Here is a 14,467-nt window from a genome sequence, read left to right on the forward strand (position 1 = left end):
TGTGGTGTCAACGCAATGATGGGCAGGTGTCAGCGTGTCGTGCCTGGTCAGGGCACGCGCGCCCCGCTGGGTCAGGACCGGGCGCGGGGCGGGCCGACCGATCCACGCTCGACGAGGCGCACGTCGAGCGCGACCGGCTCGCGCGGACCCTGGCCGTGCTCGATCTCGTCGAGGATGATGCGTGACGCCTCGGCGACCTTGGCGGGCATGTTCTGCGCGACGGTGGTCAGGCCGGGGGTCGTGTACGCGGCGAAGTCGAGGCCGTCGAACCCGATGACCGACACGTCGCCGGGCACCGACCCGCCCGACTCGACGACCCCCGCCATGATGCCGACGGCGAGGTGGTCGGCGGTCGCGAACACCGCCGTCACCTCGGGGTGGTCGCGGCGCAGGCGCAGGCCCAGCCTGCGGCCGTCCTCGAACGTCGTGAGCACCTCCTCGGCCACGACGTCGTGCGGGTCGATCCCCCCGTCCGCGCACGCCGCGCGGAAGCCGGCCCAGCGCTGCCCGACCACGCCCATGCCCTGGTAGGGCGGGCCCGCGAACAGGACCCGGCGGTGCCCCGCCTCGGCCAGGTGCGTGCCGGCGAGCCAGCCGCCCTTGCGGTCGTCGCTGCGCACGCCGATGGCCAGCGGGTTGGCGGAGTAGCTGTCGATCGCGACGAGCGGCACGGGGCCGAGCTGCAGCCGGTCGACCTGCGCGTCGGGGAACTCGACGAGGACCACGCCGTCGAGCGACCAGCCGCGGACCGTCTGCGCCACCTGGTCCTCGTGCTCGATGCCGCGCAGCAGCACGTGGTAGCCGCGGTGGCGCAGGTGCGTCTCCATGCCGCCGACGACGGCGACCGTGTGCGGGCTGACCAGCAGGCTGTTGTTCTCCCCCACCGGCACGAGCGCCGCGACGATGTGCGAGCTGTGCGCGGCGAGGCTGCGGGCGGGGATGTTGGGCACGTAGCCGAGCCGGGCCGCTATCGCGAGCACACGCTCGATCGTCGCGGGCGAGACCCTGGCACGCTTGCCGTTCATCACGTTGGAGACCGTCATCACGCTCACGCCGGCCTCGTCCGCGATGTCGCTGAGTCGTGTGGTCACGCGAACCTCCCCGTCGGCGCCCGTCTCCCGCCGCATCCTAAGGTCGCCCGCGACGGCGGGTCTTGACCGGGCGGTCGGCGGCCCCGTACGGTCTTCCAAGTTTACCGCTAAACCTTCCTGGTCCCGGCCCGTCCGGCCCGCGGTGAACGGTGCGCATCCCGGTCAAAGGAGATCTCATGCCGCGCAGAACATCGTCCGACACCCGTACGTCCTCAGGCGGGCGCAGACGCCTCGCCCTGCTGGCGGCCCTCGCCGTCGTCGGCACCACCCTCGTCGCCGGCGCGCTGCCCGCCGACGCCGCGACCACCCGCTACCAGGCCGAGCAGGCCGCCCTCTCAGGCGGTGCCGTGGTGGACGCCGAGCACGCCGGCTACACGGGCTCCGGCTTCGTCGCCGGGTACACCGACGGCAACAAGGGCACCGCCACCACCACGTTCACGGTCACCGCGGCGGCGTCCGGCCCGCACACGCTGGCCCTGCGCTACGCCAACGGCACGGGTTCGGCCAAGACCCTCACCCTCCTGGTGGACGGCGCGGCCCAGCAGGTCACCCTCCCGCCGACGGCGGGCTGGAGCACCTGGGCGACCCAGACCAGCACGGTCACGCTCGGCGCCGGCGGCCACTCGATCGCCTACCGGTTCGGCAGCGCCGACTCCGGCAACGTCAACCTCGACAGCCTGGACCTCGCCGACGCCGGCGGGTCGGGCGGCGCCGACTACGGCCCCGGCCCGGCGTTCGAGGCGGAGGCCGCCACGCTCACCGGCGGGGCGGTGGTCGCCACGGACCACACGGGGTACTCCGGCGCCGGGTTCGTGGGCGGGTTCACCGACGGCAACGCCGGCTCGGCGTCGGTCACGTTCAAGGTGCGGGTCACCGCCGCGGGCGCGAAGGACCTGACCCTCCGGTACGCGAACGGCACGGGCACGCCGCGCACGCTCTCGCTGTACGACGGCGGCACCCGGCTGACGCAGCTCTCCCTGCCCGCGACCGCGGGCTGGGACACGTGGGCCACCGTGACGCACACGGCGACCCTGGCCGCGGGTGACCACGACCTGCGGGTCGCCTACGCCGCCGGCGACAACGGCAACGCCAACCTCGACCGGCTCGACGTCACCGCGAACGTCCCGCCGCAGCCCGCCGGGCCGGGCGAGGCGGAGAACGCCTACCACTCCGGCGGCGCGGCTGTCGCGAGCGCCACCGGCGGGTTCACGGGAACGGGCTACGTCGGGGGTCTCACGGCCGCCGGGGCACGGGTGCTGCGCACGGTCCGGGCGGCGTCGGCCAGCACGGCGACCACGACGGTCCGGTTCGCGACGCCGGGCGGCGCCCGCACGCTCGACCTGCTGGTCAACGGCCGGGTCACCGGTCAGGTGGCCTTCGCGGCGGGCAGCGGCTGGCGCGCGGTGACGGCGAGCGTCCCGGTCCGCGCCGGCATCAACACCGTGGGCCTGCGGGCCGCGAGCGCGGGCGCCGACGTGCTCGTGGACAGCGTGGCGGTGTCCGGCGAGACGGATCTGGCGGCGCGAGGCGCGTCGACGTCGTACACCCAGTACGAGGCCGAGGCGGGAGCGACGACCGGGACGAGGCTGGCGCCGTCGCGCACGTACGGGACGGTCCAGGCGGAGTCCAGCGGCCGCAGCGCGGTCCGGCTGGACGCCGTGGGCGAGCGCGTGGACGTCACGCTGACCGCCCCGGCGAGCGGGATCGTGGTGCGGTACTCGATCCCGGACGATGCGACCGGGGCCGGGCAGAGCACGCCGCTGGCGGTCTACGCGAACGGGACCAAGCTCAGGGACGTCACGCTGAGCTCGGCCCACGCCTGGCAGTACGGCGACTACCCGTTCCACAACGACCCGGCGCTCGGCGGCGCCCACCGGTTCTACGACGAGGTGCGGTTCGAGATCCCGGAGCAGCCGGCCGGGACGGTCCTGCGGCTCCAGAAGGACTCCGGCGCGGTGTCGCACGTCGACGTCGACCTGGTGGAGGCCGAGCGGGTCGCGGCGCCGCTCACGGCGCCCGCCGGCGCGGTGTCGATCACGGCGCACGGCGCCACCGCGGGTGGCGGCGACGACACGGCCGCCGTCACCGCGGCGGTGGCGGCGGCCAAGGCCGCGGGGGTCCCCGTCTGGATCCCGGCCGGGACCTTCCACGTGTCCGACGCGATCCGGGTGTCCGGCGTGTCCGTGCTCGGCGCGGGCCCCTGGCACTCGGTGCTCGTGGGCACGGGCCGGGTCGGCGGCTTCTACGGGACCGGCGGCGGCGTGACCATCGCCGACGTCGCGATCTTCGGCTCGGCCACCGTACGCGACGACGCCAACGGGCAGGCCGCGATCGAGGGCGACTTCACGGGCGAGACGCTGCTGCAGAACGTCTGGATGCAGCACACCAAGGTGGGGCTCTGGGTGCGCCCAGGCTCCCGCGACGTGCTCGCCGTCGGCCTGCGCGTCCGCGACACCTATGCCGACGGCGTGAACTTCCGCTCGGGCGTGACCAACTCCCAGGTGACACAGTCGACGTTCCGCAACACCGGCGACGACTCGCTGGCGATGTGGTCGGACGGCGCGGCCGTGAGCGGCTGCGTGTTCTCGTTCAACACGGTCCAGGCCCCGGCGCTGGCCAACGGCCTGGCGGTCTACGGCGGCGGGGGCGGCAACCGGGTCGAGGACAACCTCGTGGCCGACACCGTCAACGCGGCAGCGGGCATCGCGGTCAGCACCCGCTTCGGGGTGCCGTTCACCGGCACCACCACCGTGGCCCGCAACACCCTGACGCGGACCGGCAGCCGGGAGCCCAACTGGCCCGCCGAGCTGGGCGCGCTGTGGATCTACGCCGACGTGCACGCCATCGACGCCCCGATCGTGGTGCGGGACCTGACCATCCAGGACAGCACCTACGCGGGCGTGCTCATGTCGTGGCAGAAGTCGATCCAGCAGGTGAGCTTCGACCGGGTCTCCGTCACGGGTTCGGGCACCTACGGCATCGAGCTCCACGCGACGGGGAGCGCGACGTTCGCGAACACGACGGTGTCGGGCTCGGGGACGGCGGGACTGCTCAACGACATGGGCTTCGTGCTCAACCGGTTGGGCGGGAACTCGGGCTTCTGACGGAACGCCGGCTCCTCGGTGCCGGGGAAAAGTGCCTCGCGAGGCTGTGTTGCTGAGAGTTGACGTTGTCGACTGAGCGCAACGCAGGTCCGCGAGGCACTTTCCCCGTGGAGGCGACGTAGGCTTCGTGCTCAACCGGTTGGGCGGCAACCCGGGCTTCTGACAGAGCGGCGGTTCCCCGGTGCCGGGAAAAGTGCCTCGCGAGGCTGTGTTGCTGAGAGTTGACGTTGTCGACTGAGCGCAACGCAGCCCCGCGAGGCACCTTTCCCCGTCGAGCCCGAACCCCAGGCCCGGCGCGTCAGGCATCGCCGAGCGTCGAGGCTCGGACGACGAGCCGGGGCGCGAGGCGCTCGACGCCGTGGGCCGGGTTGCCCTCGATGGCCGCGATCAGGAGCTCGGCGGCGCGCTGGCCGAGGCGCTCGAGCCGCATGTCGACGGTGGTCAGCGGCGGACGGCTCGCCAGGGACATGACCTCCCAGTCGTCGTAGCCGGTCACGGCGACGTCGTCGGGCACCCGCAGCCCAAGCTCCCGAAGCCGGTCACACCCGCCGCGCGCCAACTGATCGGACGCAAACACAATCGCATCAACCCCCAACCGGCCGGCCCTATCACCGACCGCCGTCGAGATCTGGTGCTCGCTGTCGAGATCTGGTGACGCATCACCAGATCTCGGCGCAGACACCAGATCTCGACGGGCCCCCGCGACCGCGGCACCAGAGAGGATCAGGTCGACGGCGCGCCGTCCCCACTGTTCCGACCAGTCCCCGAACCGCGCGGGGCCGACCAGCTCCAGGCCGCGGGCGGCCAGCTCCGCGACGAGCGCGTCGTGCCGCACCTGGGACGCCGCCTGTTCGGCGCGCCCGCCCACGTAGGCGATCCGACGTCGGCCGAGGCCGACGAGATGCTCGACGAGGAGCCCGATGCCGGCGGCGTCGTCGGGCACCACCGAAGCGTCCTCGGCGTCGGCGGACGGCGCGAACGCGTACACCACCGGCACCGGCACCCGAATCGGCTCGCGGGGCTCGGTGGTGCGGCCGGTGACGATGATCCCGTCCACCCGCCGGGCCACGAGGGCGCGCACGTGGTGCTGCTCGCGCACGGGGTCGTGGCGTGCGGTGGCGAGCAGCGCCGACAGCCGGCCGCCGACCAGCGCGTTCTCCGCGCCGAGCACCACGGGTAGCGAGAACCGGCCGGCGGAGTCCGTGCTCAGCAGGCCCACCGTGAAGCTGCGCCGCGCCGACAGGGACCGCGCCGTGGCGTCGGGCACGAAGCCGAGCCGGTCCGCCGCCTCCCGCACCCGCGCGCGGGTGCTCTCCCGCAGGGAGCCGGTGTTGTTGAGCGCCTTGGACACCGTGCTCGGCGCGACACCCGCCAGGGCGGCCACGTCCGTGATCCGCACCACCTGTCCCCGCTCCATCGCGCACCGACCTTCCCGTTCCTTGTCCGCCGCACCGTCCGCCGCACCGCTTTCCTGCCACACGATCACCGCACCGCTCCCGCACGGCCTCCGTGCCACCCCGCCTCGCACGGCTGCCGCACTGTCGCTTGCGCGCCGCGCCGCTCCCGGCCCGGCGCAACTTCCTCGACCTGCTTCCGCCAAAGCCGCCCACCGCACAACTTCCGCGGCCCGTAGTTTCCTCGGCACACTTTCCGCCCAGGCCGCCCGAGCACACCTCCGCACCCGCCGAGCGAAGCGTCATCGTACCTCTTCGCACGACCCACAGCGCAGTTCACACCCCAGTTTCCGGCAGATTCGCCCCAGACCTTTGACGTCGCCGTCGCCGACTCCCTACGATCAGGAAATCGGATTCCTTGTTTCCGTCCCGAGGGAGAGATCGATGACGACTCCGACGCCCACCGGCGCGACGCGCGGCCCGGCCGAACCCACCGACGACGCCCGGGTGCTCCTGCGCCCGCTCGCCCCCGGACGGGTGACGGTGGACGGGGGCCTGTGGCGCCGCACCGCCGACGTCAACCGGTCGGCAGCGATCCCCGAGGGCCTCGAACAGCTCGAGAAGGCCGGGAACCTGCGCAACCTGGAGATCGCGGCGGGCATGGCGGACGGCGAGGCGATCGGCCCGATCTTCGCGGACTCCGACGTGCACAAGTGGCTGGAGGCCGCCGCCTGGGAGTACGCCCGCGAGCCGGACGAGCAGCTCCTCGCCGACCAGCTCCGCGTCACCGCCCTGCTCGCCGCCGCGCAGGCCGACGACGGCTACCTCGACTCGGTGCCGATGCTCCGGAACGTGCCCCGCTACAGCGACCTGCCCTGGAGCCACGAGCTGTACTGCGCGGGGCACCTGTTCCAGGCGGCGGTCGCCCAGGCGCGCGGGACCGGCCACCGGGAGCTCCTGGAGGTCGCCGTCCGCCTGGCCGACCACCTCGTCGCCACCTTCGGCGACGGCGAGGGTCAGCTCCGCGAGGTCGACGGCCACCCCGTGGTCGAGATGGGCCTCGTCGAGCTGTACCGGGAGACGGGCACGCGGGCCTACCTGGACCTGGCGAGCTGGTTCGTCGAGGCGCGCGGCACCGGGATCATCGAGGGCCACGGCAAGGCGCCGACCTACTTCTCCGACCGCGTGCCGGTGCGCAGCGCCACCACGGTCGAGGGCCACGCCGTCCGGGCCGTGTACCTGGGCGCGGGCGCGGCCGACGTCGCCGTCGAGACCGGCGACGCCGAGCTGCTCGCCGCGCTGGAGACGCAGTACCGCTCGATGGAGCGCGAGAAGCAGTACCTGACCGGCGGGCTCGGGGCACGCTGGGAGGGCGAGTCGTTCGGCGACCCGTTCGAGCTGCCGACCGACCGCGGGTACGCCGAGACGTGCGCGGCGATCGGCGGCGTACAGTGGGCGTGGCGCCTGCTGCTGGCCACGGGCGAGGCCCGGTACGCCGACCAGATCGAGCGCATGCTGCTGAACGGGTTCCTGGCCGGGGTGTCGCTCGGCGGCACCGAGTACTTCTACGTGAACCCGCTGCAGCTCCGCAGCGGCGCGCGTCCGGAGGAGAACCGCAGCCCCGCGCACGGCCGCCGGAGCTGGTTCGACTGCGCGTGCTGCCCGCCGAACATCATGCGCACGGTCTCTAGCCTCACCGGCTACCTGGCCACCACCGACGCCTTCGGCCTGCAGCTCCACCAGTACGCGCCGGGCACGGTCACCGCCCCGCTGGCCGACGGCGTGCTGCGGCTGCGCGTCGACACCCGCTACCCGGACGAGGGCCGCGTGGCGCTGCACGTCCAGGAGACCCCCGACGGCGAGGTGACGCTCGCCCTGCGCGTCCCCGCCTGGGCCGACGGCGCCACGCTCGACGGCGAGCCCGTGGCCGCCGGCACCTATGCGCGGGTGACCCGCCGGTTCGCCGTCGGCGACACGGTGGTGCTCGACCTGCCCCTCACGCCGCGCCTCACCGTGGCCGACCCGCGCGTCGACGCCGTCCGCGGCAGCGTCGCGATCGAGCGCGGCCCCCTCGTCTACGCCCTCGAACAGCCCGACCAGGCGGACGGCGCCGTCGTCGACGACCTGCGGATCGACGTCGCGGCGCCGATGTCCGCCGAGTTCCGCCCGGGCCTGCTGGGCGGCGTGACCGTGGTGCAGGCGGGCGGCGCCGTCGGCCCCGCGCCCGACCCCGACGCGACGACGCCGTACGCGACGACCGCCGCGCCGGACCACACGCCGTCGGACAAGGAGCCGGTGCGCGAGGTGACGCTGACCGCCATCCCCTACTACGCCTGGGCCAACCGCGGCCCGCAGCCGATGCGGGTCTGGGTGCCTACCCGCTGACCCACACCGCCGGACCGGCCGGGACTCCCGGCCGGTCCGGCCACCGGGCTCCGGCCCACCCCACGCGACGATGCGTAAGGAAGGAGAGCGATGGAGCTCACCAGACGCCAGCTCCTCACGCTGGCCGGTGCGGCGACGGCGTCGGCCGTGCTGGCCGGCTGCGGCGGCACACTCCGGCCGGCGAACGTCGAGGCCCCGGGCTTCGGCGAGAACGCGAGCGGCACGCTGAACCTGTGGTGCCGGTCGGACACGGTGAACGGCACGCAGGCTGTGGTGGACGCGTTCCACCAGGCCCAGAACCGGATCCGGGTGCAGCTCACCCCCATCCAGAACGGGCAGTACGTGACCAAGCTCGCCACCGCGATCCGCGGCGGGCGGGTGCCCGACGTCGTCGACATCGACGACATCTACTCGACCCTGTTCGCCTACCGCGACGCGTTCACCGACCTCACGCCGCTCATCGAGGAGCTCGGGATCGGGGACGCGCTGAGCCCGGGCCACGTCGCGCTGAGCACCAAGGACGGTCGGCACTACGGCCTGCCGTTCATCGGGGACTTCTCCGTCCTGTTCTGCAACACCGAGCTGTTCGAGCGCGCGGGGCTGTCCGTCGAGGAGCACACGGCGGACTTCGACGGGATCCTCGAGGCGGCCCGGGCGATCACCGCGCTGGGCGACGACGTCTACGGCTGGTCGTTCCCCGGCAACGCCTCCGGCGCGCTCGGCTTCACCGTCCAGCCCCACGTGTGGGCGGCCGACCGCGACCTCATCGCCGGCGAGGTCGGCGGCCAGCGGGGCGACGTCGTCGGCAACGAGCCGCTGCGCCGCACGCTGGAGCTGGAGCGCACGCTGTGGGCGGAGGGCCTGGTGCCGCCGGGCAGCTTCGCCGACGACGCCTCCCGCTGGTCGGCCGACTACACGGCCGGACGCCTCGGCATGTTCCCCGCCGGGTACGGCGTCGTGGTGCCGAACGCCGATCCGGAGCTCCTGGCCCGTTCGCAGGTAGTCCTGCTGCCCGGGCCGGACGGCGGGCGGGCCTTCTTCGACGGCGGGGACAACCTGTGCCTGCTCAACGGCGCGCCCAACCCCTCGGCCGCCTGGGAGTTCATGCGGTTCGCCGTCTCCGTGGAGCAGCAGACGCGGATGCCGGAGGGCTTCTACTCCCCCGTCCGGTCCGACGTCGTCACGCCGGAGTTCGCGGCGGACCACCCGTTCGTGGTGCCGCCGCTCGAGTCGCTCGACGTCGGGTACGCGCCGACCACTCTCGCCTACAACCTGATCTACAACCAGCAGGACGGACCGTGGCTGCGCATGTTCCGCTCTGCCGTCTTCGACGGGGAGGTCGAGGCAGCGATGGACGAGGCCCAGACCACGTACGACCGCATCCTGAGGCAGGCCCAGGCATGAGCGCGGCGACCGTTCAGGACCGGCCGGGCGCCGCTCCTGCGCCGCACCGCGGACGCGGCACCCTCACGCATCCCGAACGCACCGGGCTGGCGCTCGTCATGCCGGCCGTCGCGCTCGTCGTCGTCTTCGTGTTCGTGCCGCTCGTGGTGGCGGTCTACATCTCGCTGACGAACTTCCCGCTCATCGGCTCCTACCGGTTCATCGGGCTCGCCAACTACGCCTCGGTGCTGACCGACCCGACGTTCTGGGCCGCCATCGGCTACACCCTGCTGTACACGGCGATCGTCACGCTGCCGATCCTGCTGCTCGGGTACGGGCTCGCGGTGGTGGTGCGGTCCAACCGGCGGGGCGCCACGCTGCTGCGCACCATCTTCTTCGTCCCGTTCGTCATCGGCCTGACGACGCTGAGCTTCCTCATGCTGCTGGAGGCGCAGCCGAACAGCGGCCTGGTCAACGTGGTGCTGCGCTTTCTCGGCATCACCGACGGGACGACGGCGTGGCTCGTGGAGGGCCCGCTCGCCACGGGGCTGCTGTGCGTCATGGTCATCTGGGGCGTGTCGGGGCTGACCATGGTGCTGCTGATGTCCGGGATGCAGGGCATCCCGCGCGAGGTCTACGAGTCGGCGGAGATCGACGGCGCCTCGTGGTGGCAGCGCGAGCTCTCGATCACCGTGCCGATGCTGCGCCGGACCATCGCCATGACGGTGATCCTGTCGGTGATCGGCTCGTTCCTCGCGTTCACGCAGTTCTACATCCTGACCCAGGGCGGACCGGGCTCCGAGACGACGACGATCGTCATGGCCATCTACCGCCGGGCGTTCGTCCAGCTACAGCTCGGGGCCGCGACGGCGATGTCGCTGGTCCTGGTCGTCATCACCGGTCTGGTCACCGCCGCGCAGTTCTGGCTGCTGCGGGAGAGGAGCTGAGATGGCCACCGTCACCGAGTCCTCGGTGCCCCGACGGGGTGCCGCCGTCCGCCGTCCGGCCAGGGCTGCCGCCCCCGGGCCCGGGCCACGCTCGTCCGGACCCGAGCGGGACACGCGGGTCAAACGGACGCTCTACGTGGTGGGTGGCACCCTCGCCGCCCTGGTGTTCCTGGTGCCGCTGGCGGTCGCCTTCGTGCGGGCCGGGCAGCCGGGCGACGTGATCGTCGCCGCCCCGGACGACCGGTTCTTCGACCTGTCCTGGGTCAACTTCCAGGCGGTGGTCGACCAGCCGGAGGTGTGGCGCGGCATCCTGAACTCGGCGATCGTCTCGGTCTCCACCGCCGTGCTCACCGCGGTGCTCGCGACGCTGGCCGGGTACGGGTTCGCCAAGTTCCCGTTCCGGGGTCGCGGGCTGCTGTTCGGGCTCGTGCTGGTCACGCTCATGGTCCCGTTCCAGGCGATCCTCACGCCGCTCTACCTGCAGATGAACGTCATGGGGCTCACGGACAGCCTGCTCGGCCTCGTGCTCTTCTACACCACGGTGAACCTGCCGTTCGGCATCTTCCTCATGCGCAACACCTTCGCGGCGGTGCCGGCCGAGCTGGAGGACTCCGCACACGTGGACGGGGCCGGGACGCTCCGGATCCTCGTGTCGGTGCTACGGCCGCTCGTGGTCCCGGGGACGGCGACCGCGGCGCTGTACGCGTTCCTGGCGTCCTGGACGGAGTTCCTCGGGGCGCTGACGTTCCTGACCGACTCGAGCCTGTACACGCTGCCCGTGTCGCTGGTGAACCTGCAGCAGGGGGCCTACGGGCAGGTGAACTTCGGGCTGCTCGCGGCCGGGTCCGTGATCGCGATGATCCCGTGCGTGGTGCTGTACGTGGCGCTGCAGCGGTACTACGTTGCGGGGCTGGCTTCGGGGTCGGTGAAGGGGTGAGGGTGCTGCCCTTCCGACAGCGCTTCTAGGAGCCCTTCCGGCCACCCTTTGGCTGCTCGACGGCGGCGCGCGTCACGCCGTCGGAAGCCTTCGTGAGGCTCGAGGTTTGCTAAGGTATGGCCCGCACCGTGTTGCGAAGCATGGGCGCGCGGGCGTAGCTCAATGGTAGAGCCTTAGTCTTCCAAACTAATTACGCGGGTTCGATTCCCGTCGCCCGCTCCGAGTGCGGAAGCCCAGGTCAGAGAGTTCTCTGACCTGGGCTTCGTGCGTTCGGAGGGCTGGATGCAGCGCTGCGTGGGCCCGGCCCTAGTACTACAGCCGTAGATTGGGTCGTTGACTTGGGGTGGTGCCTGGACGTGGGGCGGCCACTGGCCACGACTCTCCGCACCGGCTGCAGCACCTGCTCGGGCGGGCGGTCTGGGACGCCGACGGGGCGCGTGACGACGTGCGTTCCTACGCACTCGGGCACCTGGCCGATCCGGGTGCGGTGCTCGTGGTCGACGAGACCGGCGATCTGAAGAAGGGCATCAGGTCGGTCGGGGTGCAGCGGCAGTACACCGGCACCGCGGGCAGGATCGAGAACGCTCAGGTCGCGGTATTCCTGACCTACGCTGCCGAGCCTGGGCACACGTTCTGATGTGCGGCCCGTCCAGGCAAGTCACGGGGCGCACACCGACTCGCGCGCTCAGGACGTCATTCCTCCTCACGCCAGCGACGTCTATCGCGGGCTTGTCAAACACCCACGGGCGTCCACCAACCGCGGTCGCGGTGCGCGTTGGGCGTTACTTGCGCGCGCTCACGGGGAGCCGTATCGTCGGGTAGCGCGCGCTAGTGGTTGGAAAGACGAAGGAGTCGCAATGAGTCTTGCGGAAGACCCAGACCTGCCCGCCGGTCGTGACGACACGCTCGCCACCCTCACGCACGACCTCCCCTCCTCCCCTAACAGAACCCCGACATCGCGGAAGGCGCGCCCATGACCGACATCTCCTCCCTCTCCCTCGAGCAGAAGGCTTCTCTCACGACCGGGGCGTCGTTCTCGCAGAGTCGCCAGGTCGCGGACGTCCCGGCCGTCACTCTGGCCGACGGTCCGCACGGGGTGCGGTTCCAAGCCGGTTCCGCCGACAACCTCGGTGTCGCCGGCAGTGAGCCCGCGACGTGCTTTCCCCCGGCCGCCGGGCTGTCGCAAGCATGGGACCGCGAGCTCACCACCGCCGTCGGGGCAGCACTCGGGCGCGAAGCGCGCGCCTACGGCGTCGGCGTCCTCCTCGGCCCCGGGGTGAACATCAAGCGCGACCCCCGCGGCGGCCGCAACTTCGAGTACTTCTCCGAGGACCCCTACCTCACCGGCGAGCTGGGCCTGTCGTGGGTGCAGGGCCTTCAGGGTGAGGGCGTCGGGGCGTCGGTGAAGCACTTCGTGGCCAACGACTCCGAGGACGACCGGATGCGCTCCAGCTCCGACGTCGCCGACCGACCACTGCGCGAGATCCACCTGCGGGGCTTCCAGCGCGTCATCACGGCGGGACGGCCGTGGACGGTCATGTGCTCCTACAACCGCATCAACGGCATCCACGCCGCGGTCAACCGCTGGCTGCTCACCGACCTGCTGCGCGGCGAATGGGGCTTCGACGGGTTGGTCGTCTCCGACTGGGGGGCCGTCCTCGATCCGGTCGGATCGGTGCGTGCCGGTGTGGACCTGGCCATGCCCGGAGAGCGGCCGGAAGCCGTGGCCGCGGTCGCCGAGGCGGTCCGCGACGGCGCGCTCGACCCGCAGCACCTGGACTCAGCCGCCGCCAACGTGGCTCGCCTCGCGGAGCGCGCCGTGGCGACCCCGCCCGGCGAGCCGATCGACTTCGACGCGCATCACCGGCTCGCCCGTGAAGCCGCCGCTCGCAGCATCGTCCTGGCCAAGAACGACGACGCCGTCCTTCCATTGCGCAGCGGACAGCGCGTCGCCGTCATCGGCAGCTTCGCCGTCGAGCCCCGCTTCCAGGGTGGCGGAAGCTCGCACGTCAACGCCGCGCGCGTCGATGTGCCCCTCGACGAGATCCGTCACCTGGCGACCGATGGCACGGTGACCTTCGCCGCCGGGTTCTCGGAGGACGCGAAGGATGCCGACCGGCTGCGCGCCGAAGCGGTCGAGACCGCGCGCGAGGCCGAGGTCGCCGTGCTGTTCCTCGGGCTCGGCGAGCGGGAGGAGTCGGAGGGCTTCGACCGGGCCGACATCGACATCCCGGAGTCGCAGCTCGAGCTGCTCGAGGCCGTCGCCGCCGTGCAACCGCGCACCGCCGTCGTCCTCAGCAACGGGGGCGTCGTCCTGCTCGAGCGCGTTGCACGCTCGGCATCCGCGATCCTCGCCGGCGGACTGCTCGGCCAGGCGGGCGGGGGCGGGATCGCCGACGTCCTGTACGGCGTCGTCAACCCCTCGGGCCGGTTGTCCGAGACGGTTCCTCAACGGCTGCAGGACACGCCCACGTTCCTGAACTTCCGCGGAGAGAACTCGCGAGTCGTCTACGGCGAGGGCATCTTCGTCGGCTACCGGTGGTACGACGCGCGCGAGATGGACGTCACGTTCCCGTTCGGTCACGGGCTCTCCTACACCTCGTTCGCGTATTCCGATCTCGAGGTGTCGACCAGTCCGGACGGCGTGACGGCGGCCGTCCGGATCACCAACACCGGGGCGCACGCCGGGCGCGAGGTCGCACAGTTCTACGTCGGTCTTCCCACGTCGAGCGTGCAGCGCGCGCCTCGCGAGCTCAAGGCCTTCGACTCGCTGGAGCTGGAGCCGGGCGAGTCGGGACACATCAGCGTCGTCATCCCCCGTGCGGACCTGGCCTACTGGGACACGGCCGCGGCTCGATGGGCGCTCGAGTCGGGCACCTACGAGTTCCACGTCGGCGCGTCGAGCCGCGACCTCCGCCTCACGGCATCCGTGACCCTGACGGGAGACGACCAGGTGGCTCCCCTCACCGAGCGCTCCACCGTAGGCGAGATGCTGAACCACCCCGTGGCCGGCCCACTCGTCGCGCAGATGTTCTCCGCCCCGCAGGATGCCAGCGACGTGGTCGAGGGTCTCGGCACCGACACTATGCGCATGGCGGCGTCGATTCCGCTCGGGCAGGCCGTCGTCATGAGCGGCGGGGCATTCACCCGCGACCAGATGGAGCAGCTCCTCGCGCTCGCCAACGGTGAGCACGAGTCGGCGTCGAGGCGGTCCTGACAGAAACGC

The 14,467-nt window shown here is 72.2% G+C and carries 8 protein-coding genes, 1 tRNA gene and 1 pseudogene; 8 read left to right on the forward strand and 2 right to left on the reverse strand.

All coding sequences use genetic code 11. From position 1 onward, the window contains the following. Positions 1-71 precede the first annotated feature (71 nt). On the reverse strand, positions 72-1,091 hold the full coding sequence (locus AC0QU1_RS17335; protein WP_483571011.1) for a LacI family DNA-binding transcriptional regulator: 1,020 nt from the start codon (positions 1,089-1,091) through the stop codon (positions 72-74). A gap of 176 nt (positions 1,092-1,267) precedes the next feature. On the opposite strand from AC0QU1_RS17335, the gene AC0QU1_RS17340 reads away from it, so the two are divergent. Further along, the gene (locus AC0QU1_RS17340) at positions 1,268-4,195 is read left to right on the forward strand and encodes a CBM35 domain-containing protein (protein ID WP_483571013.1); all 2,928 of its coding nucleotides are present in this window, start codon (positions 1,268-1,270) and stop codon (positions 4,193-4,195) included. A gap of 298 nt (positions 4,196-4,493) precedes the next feature. Here AC0QU1_RS17340 and AC0QU1_RS17345 read toward each other — a convergent pair whose 3' ends face one another. Further along, positions 4,494-5,612 carry a LacI family DNA-binding transcriptional regulator gene (locus AC0QU1_RS17345; RefSeq protein ID WP_483571014.1) on the reverse strand — a complete coding sequence of 373 codons (1,119 nt, stop codon included), beginning with the start codon at positions 5,610-5,612 and terminating at the stop codon, positions 4,494-4,496. 421 nt (positions 5,613-6,033) lie between these two features. On the opposite strand from AC0QU1_RS17345, the gene AC0QU1_RS17350 reads away from it, so the two are divergent. The 7 genes and pseudogenes from AC0QU1_RS17350 (at position 6,034) to AC0QU1_RS17380 (ending at position 14,458) form a co-directional block, all read left to right on the forward strand. Further along, entirely contained in the window at positions 6,034-7,974 is a 1,941-nt protein-coding gene (locus AC0QU1_RS17350) for a glycoside hydrolase family 127 protein (RefSeq protein ID WP_483571015.1), read from the forward strand. Positions 7,975-8,064: 90 nt separating this feature from the next. Beyond that, positions 8,065-9,378 (forward strand): ABC transporter substrate-binding protein, encoded by a 1,314-nt coding sequence (locus AC0QU1_RS17355; protein WP_483571017.1) that lies wholly within the window; start codon positions 8,065-8,067, stop codon positions 9,376-9,378. Then, complete coding sequence (locus AC0QU1_RS17360) at positions 9,375-10,304, forward strand: carbohydrate ABC transporter permease (protein WP_483571019.1); 930 nt, start codon at positions 9,375-9,377, stop codon at positions 10,302-10,304. Before AC0QU1_RS17355 ends, AC0QU1_RS17360 begins: the two co-directional genes overlap by 4 nt. A 1-nt stretch (position 10,305) precedes the next feature. Next, positions 10,306-11,241, forward strand: coding sequence for a carbohydrate ABC transporter permease (locus AC0QU1_RS17365; RefSeq protein ID WP_483571020.1), 936 nt, complete (start codon positions 10,306-10,308; stop codon positions 11,239-11,241). Between the two features lie 148 nt (positions 11,242-11,389). Then, positions 11,390-11,460, forward strand: a tRNA-Gly gene (locus tag AC0QU1_RS17370). Positions 11,461-11,611: 151 nt separating this feature from the next. Next, positions 11,612-11,869 (forward strand): annotated as a pseudogene (locus tag AC0QU1_RS17375) (transposase); the annotation flags it as partial. Positions 11,870-12,214: 345 nt separating this feature from the next. Beyond that, complete coding sequence (locus AC0QU1_RS17380; protein ID WP_483571021.1) at positions 12,215-14,458, forward strand: glycoside hydrolase family 3 C-terminal domain-containing protein; 2,244 nt, start codon at positions 12,215-12,217, stop codon at positions 14,456-14,458. Positions 14,459-14,467: the final 9 nt, after the last annotated feature.

The organism is Promicromonospora noduliphila, assembly GCF_056951025.1.

What these genes read in the sequence shown, in the direction of transcription:
- AC0QU1_RS17355 (WP_483571017.1), top strand. Translation starts at nt 8,065, where the DNA reads ATGGAGCTCACCAGACGCCAGCTCCTCACGCTGGCCGGTGCGGCGACG.
- AC0QU1_RS17340 (WP_483571013.1), top strand. Translation starts at nt 1,268, where the DNA reads ATGCCGCGCAGAACATCGTCCGACACCCGTACGTCCTCAGGCGGGCGC.
- AC0QU1_RS17365 (WP_483571020.1), top strand. Translation starts at nt 10,306, where the DNA reads ATGGCCACCGTCACCGAGTCCTCGGTGCCCCGACGGGGTGCCGCCGTC.
- AC0QU1_RS17345 (WP_483571014.1), bottom strand. Translation starts at nt 5,612, where the DNA reads ATGGAGCGGGGACAGGTGGTGCGGATCACGGACGTGGCCGCCCTGGCG.
- AC0QU1_RS17380 (WP_483571021.1), top strand. Translation starts at nt 12,215, where the DNA reads ATGACCGACATCTCCTCCCTCTCCCTCGAGCAGAAGGCTTCTCTCACG.
- AC0QU1_RS17360 (WP_483571019.1), top strand. Translation starts at nt 9,375, where the DNA reads ATGAGCGCGGCGACCGTTCAGGACCGGCCGGGCGCCGCTCCTGCGCCG.
- AC0QU1_RS17350 (WP_483571015.1), top strand. Translation starts at nt 6,034, where the DNA reads ATGACGACTCCGACGCCCACCGGCGCGACGCGCGGCCCGGCCGAACCC.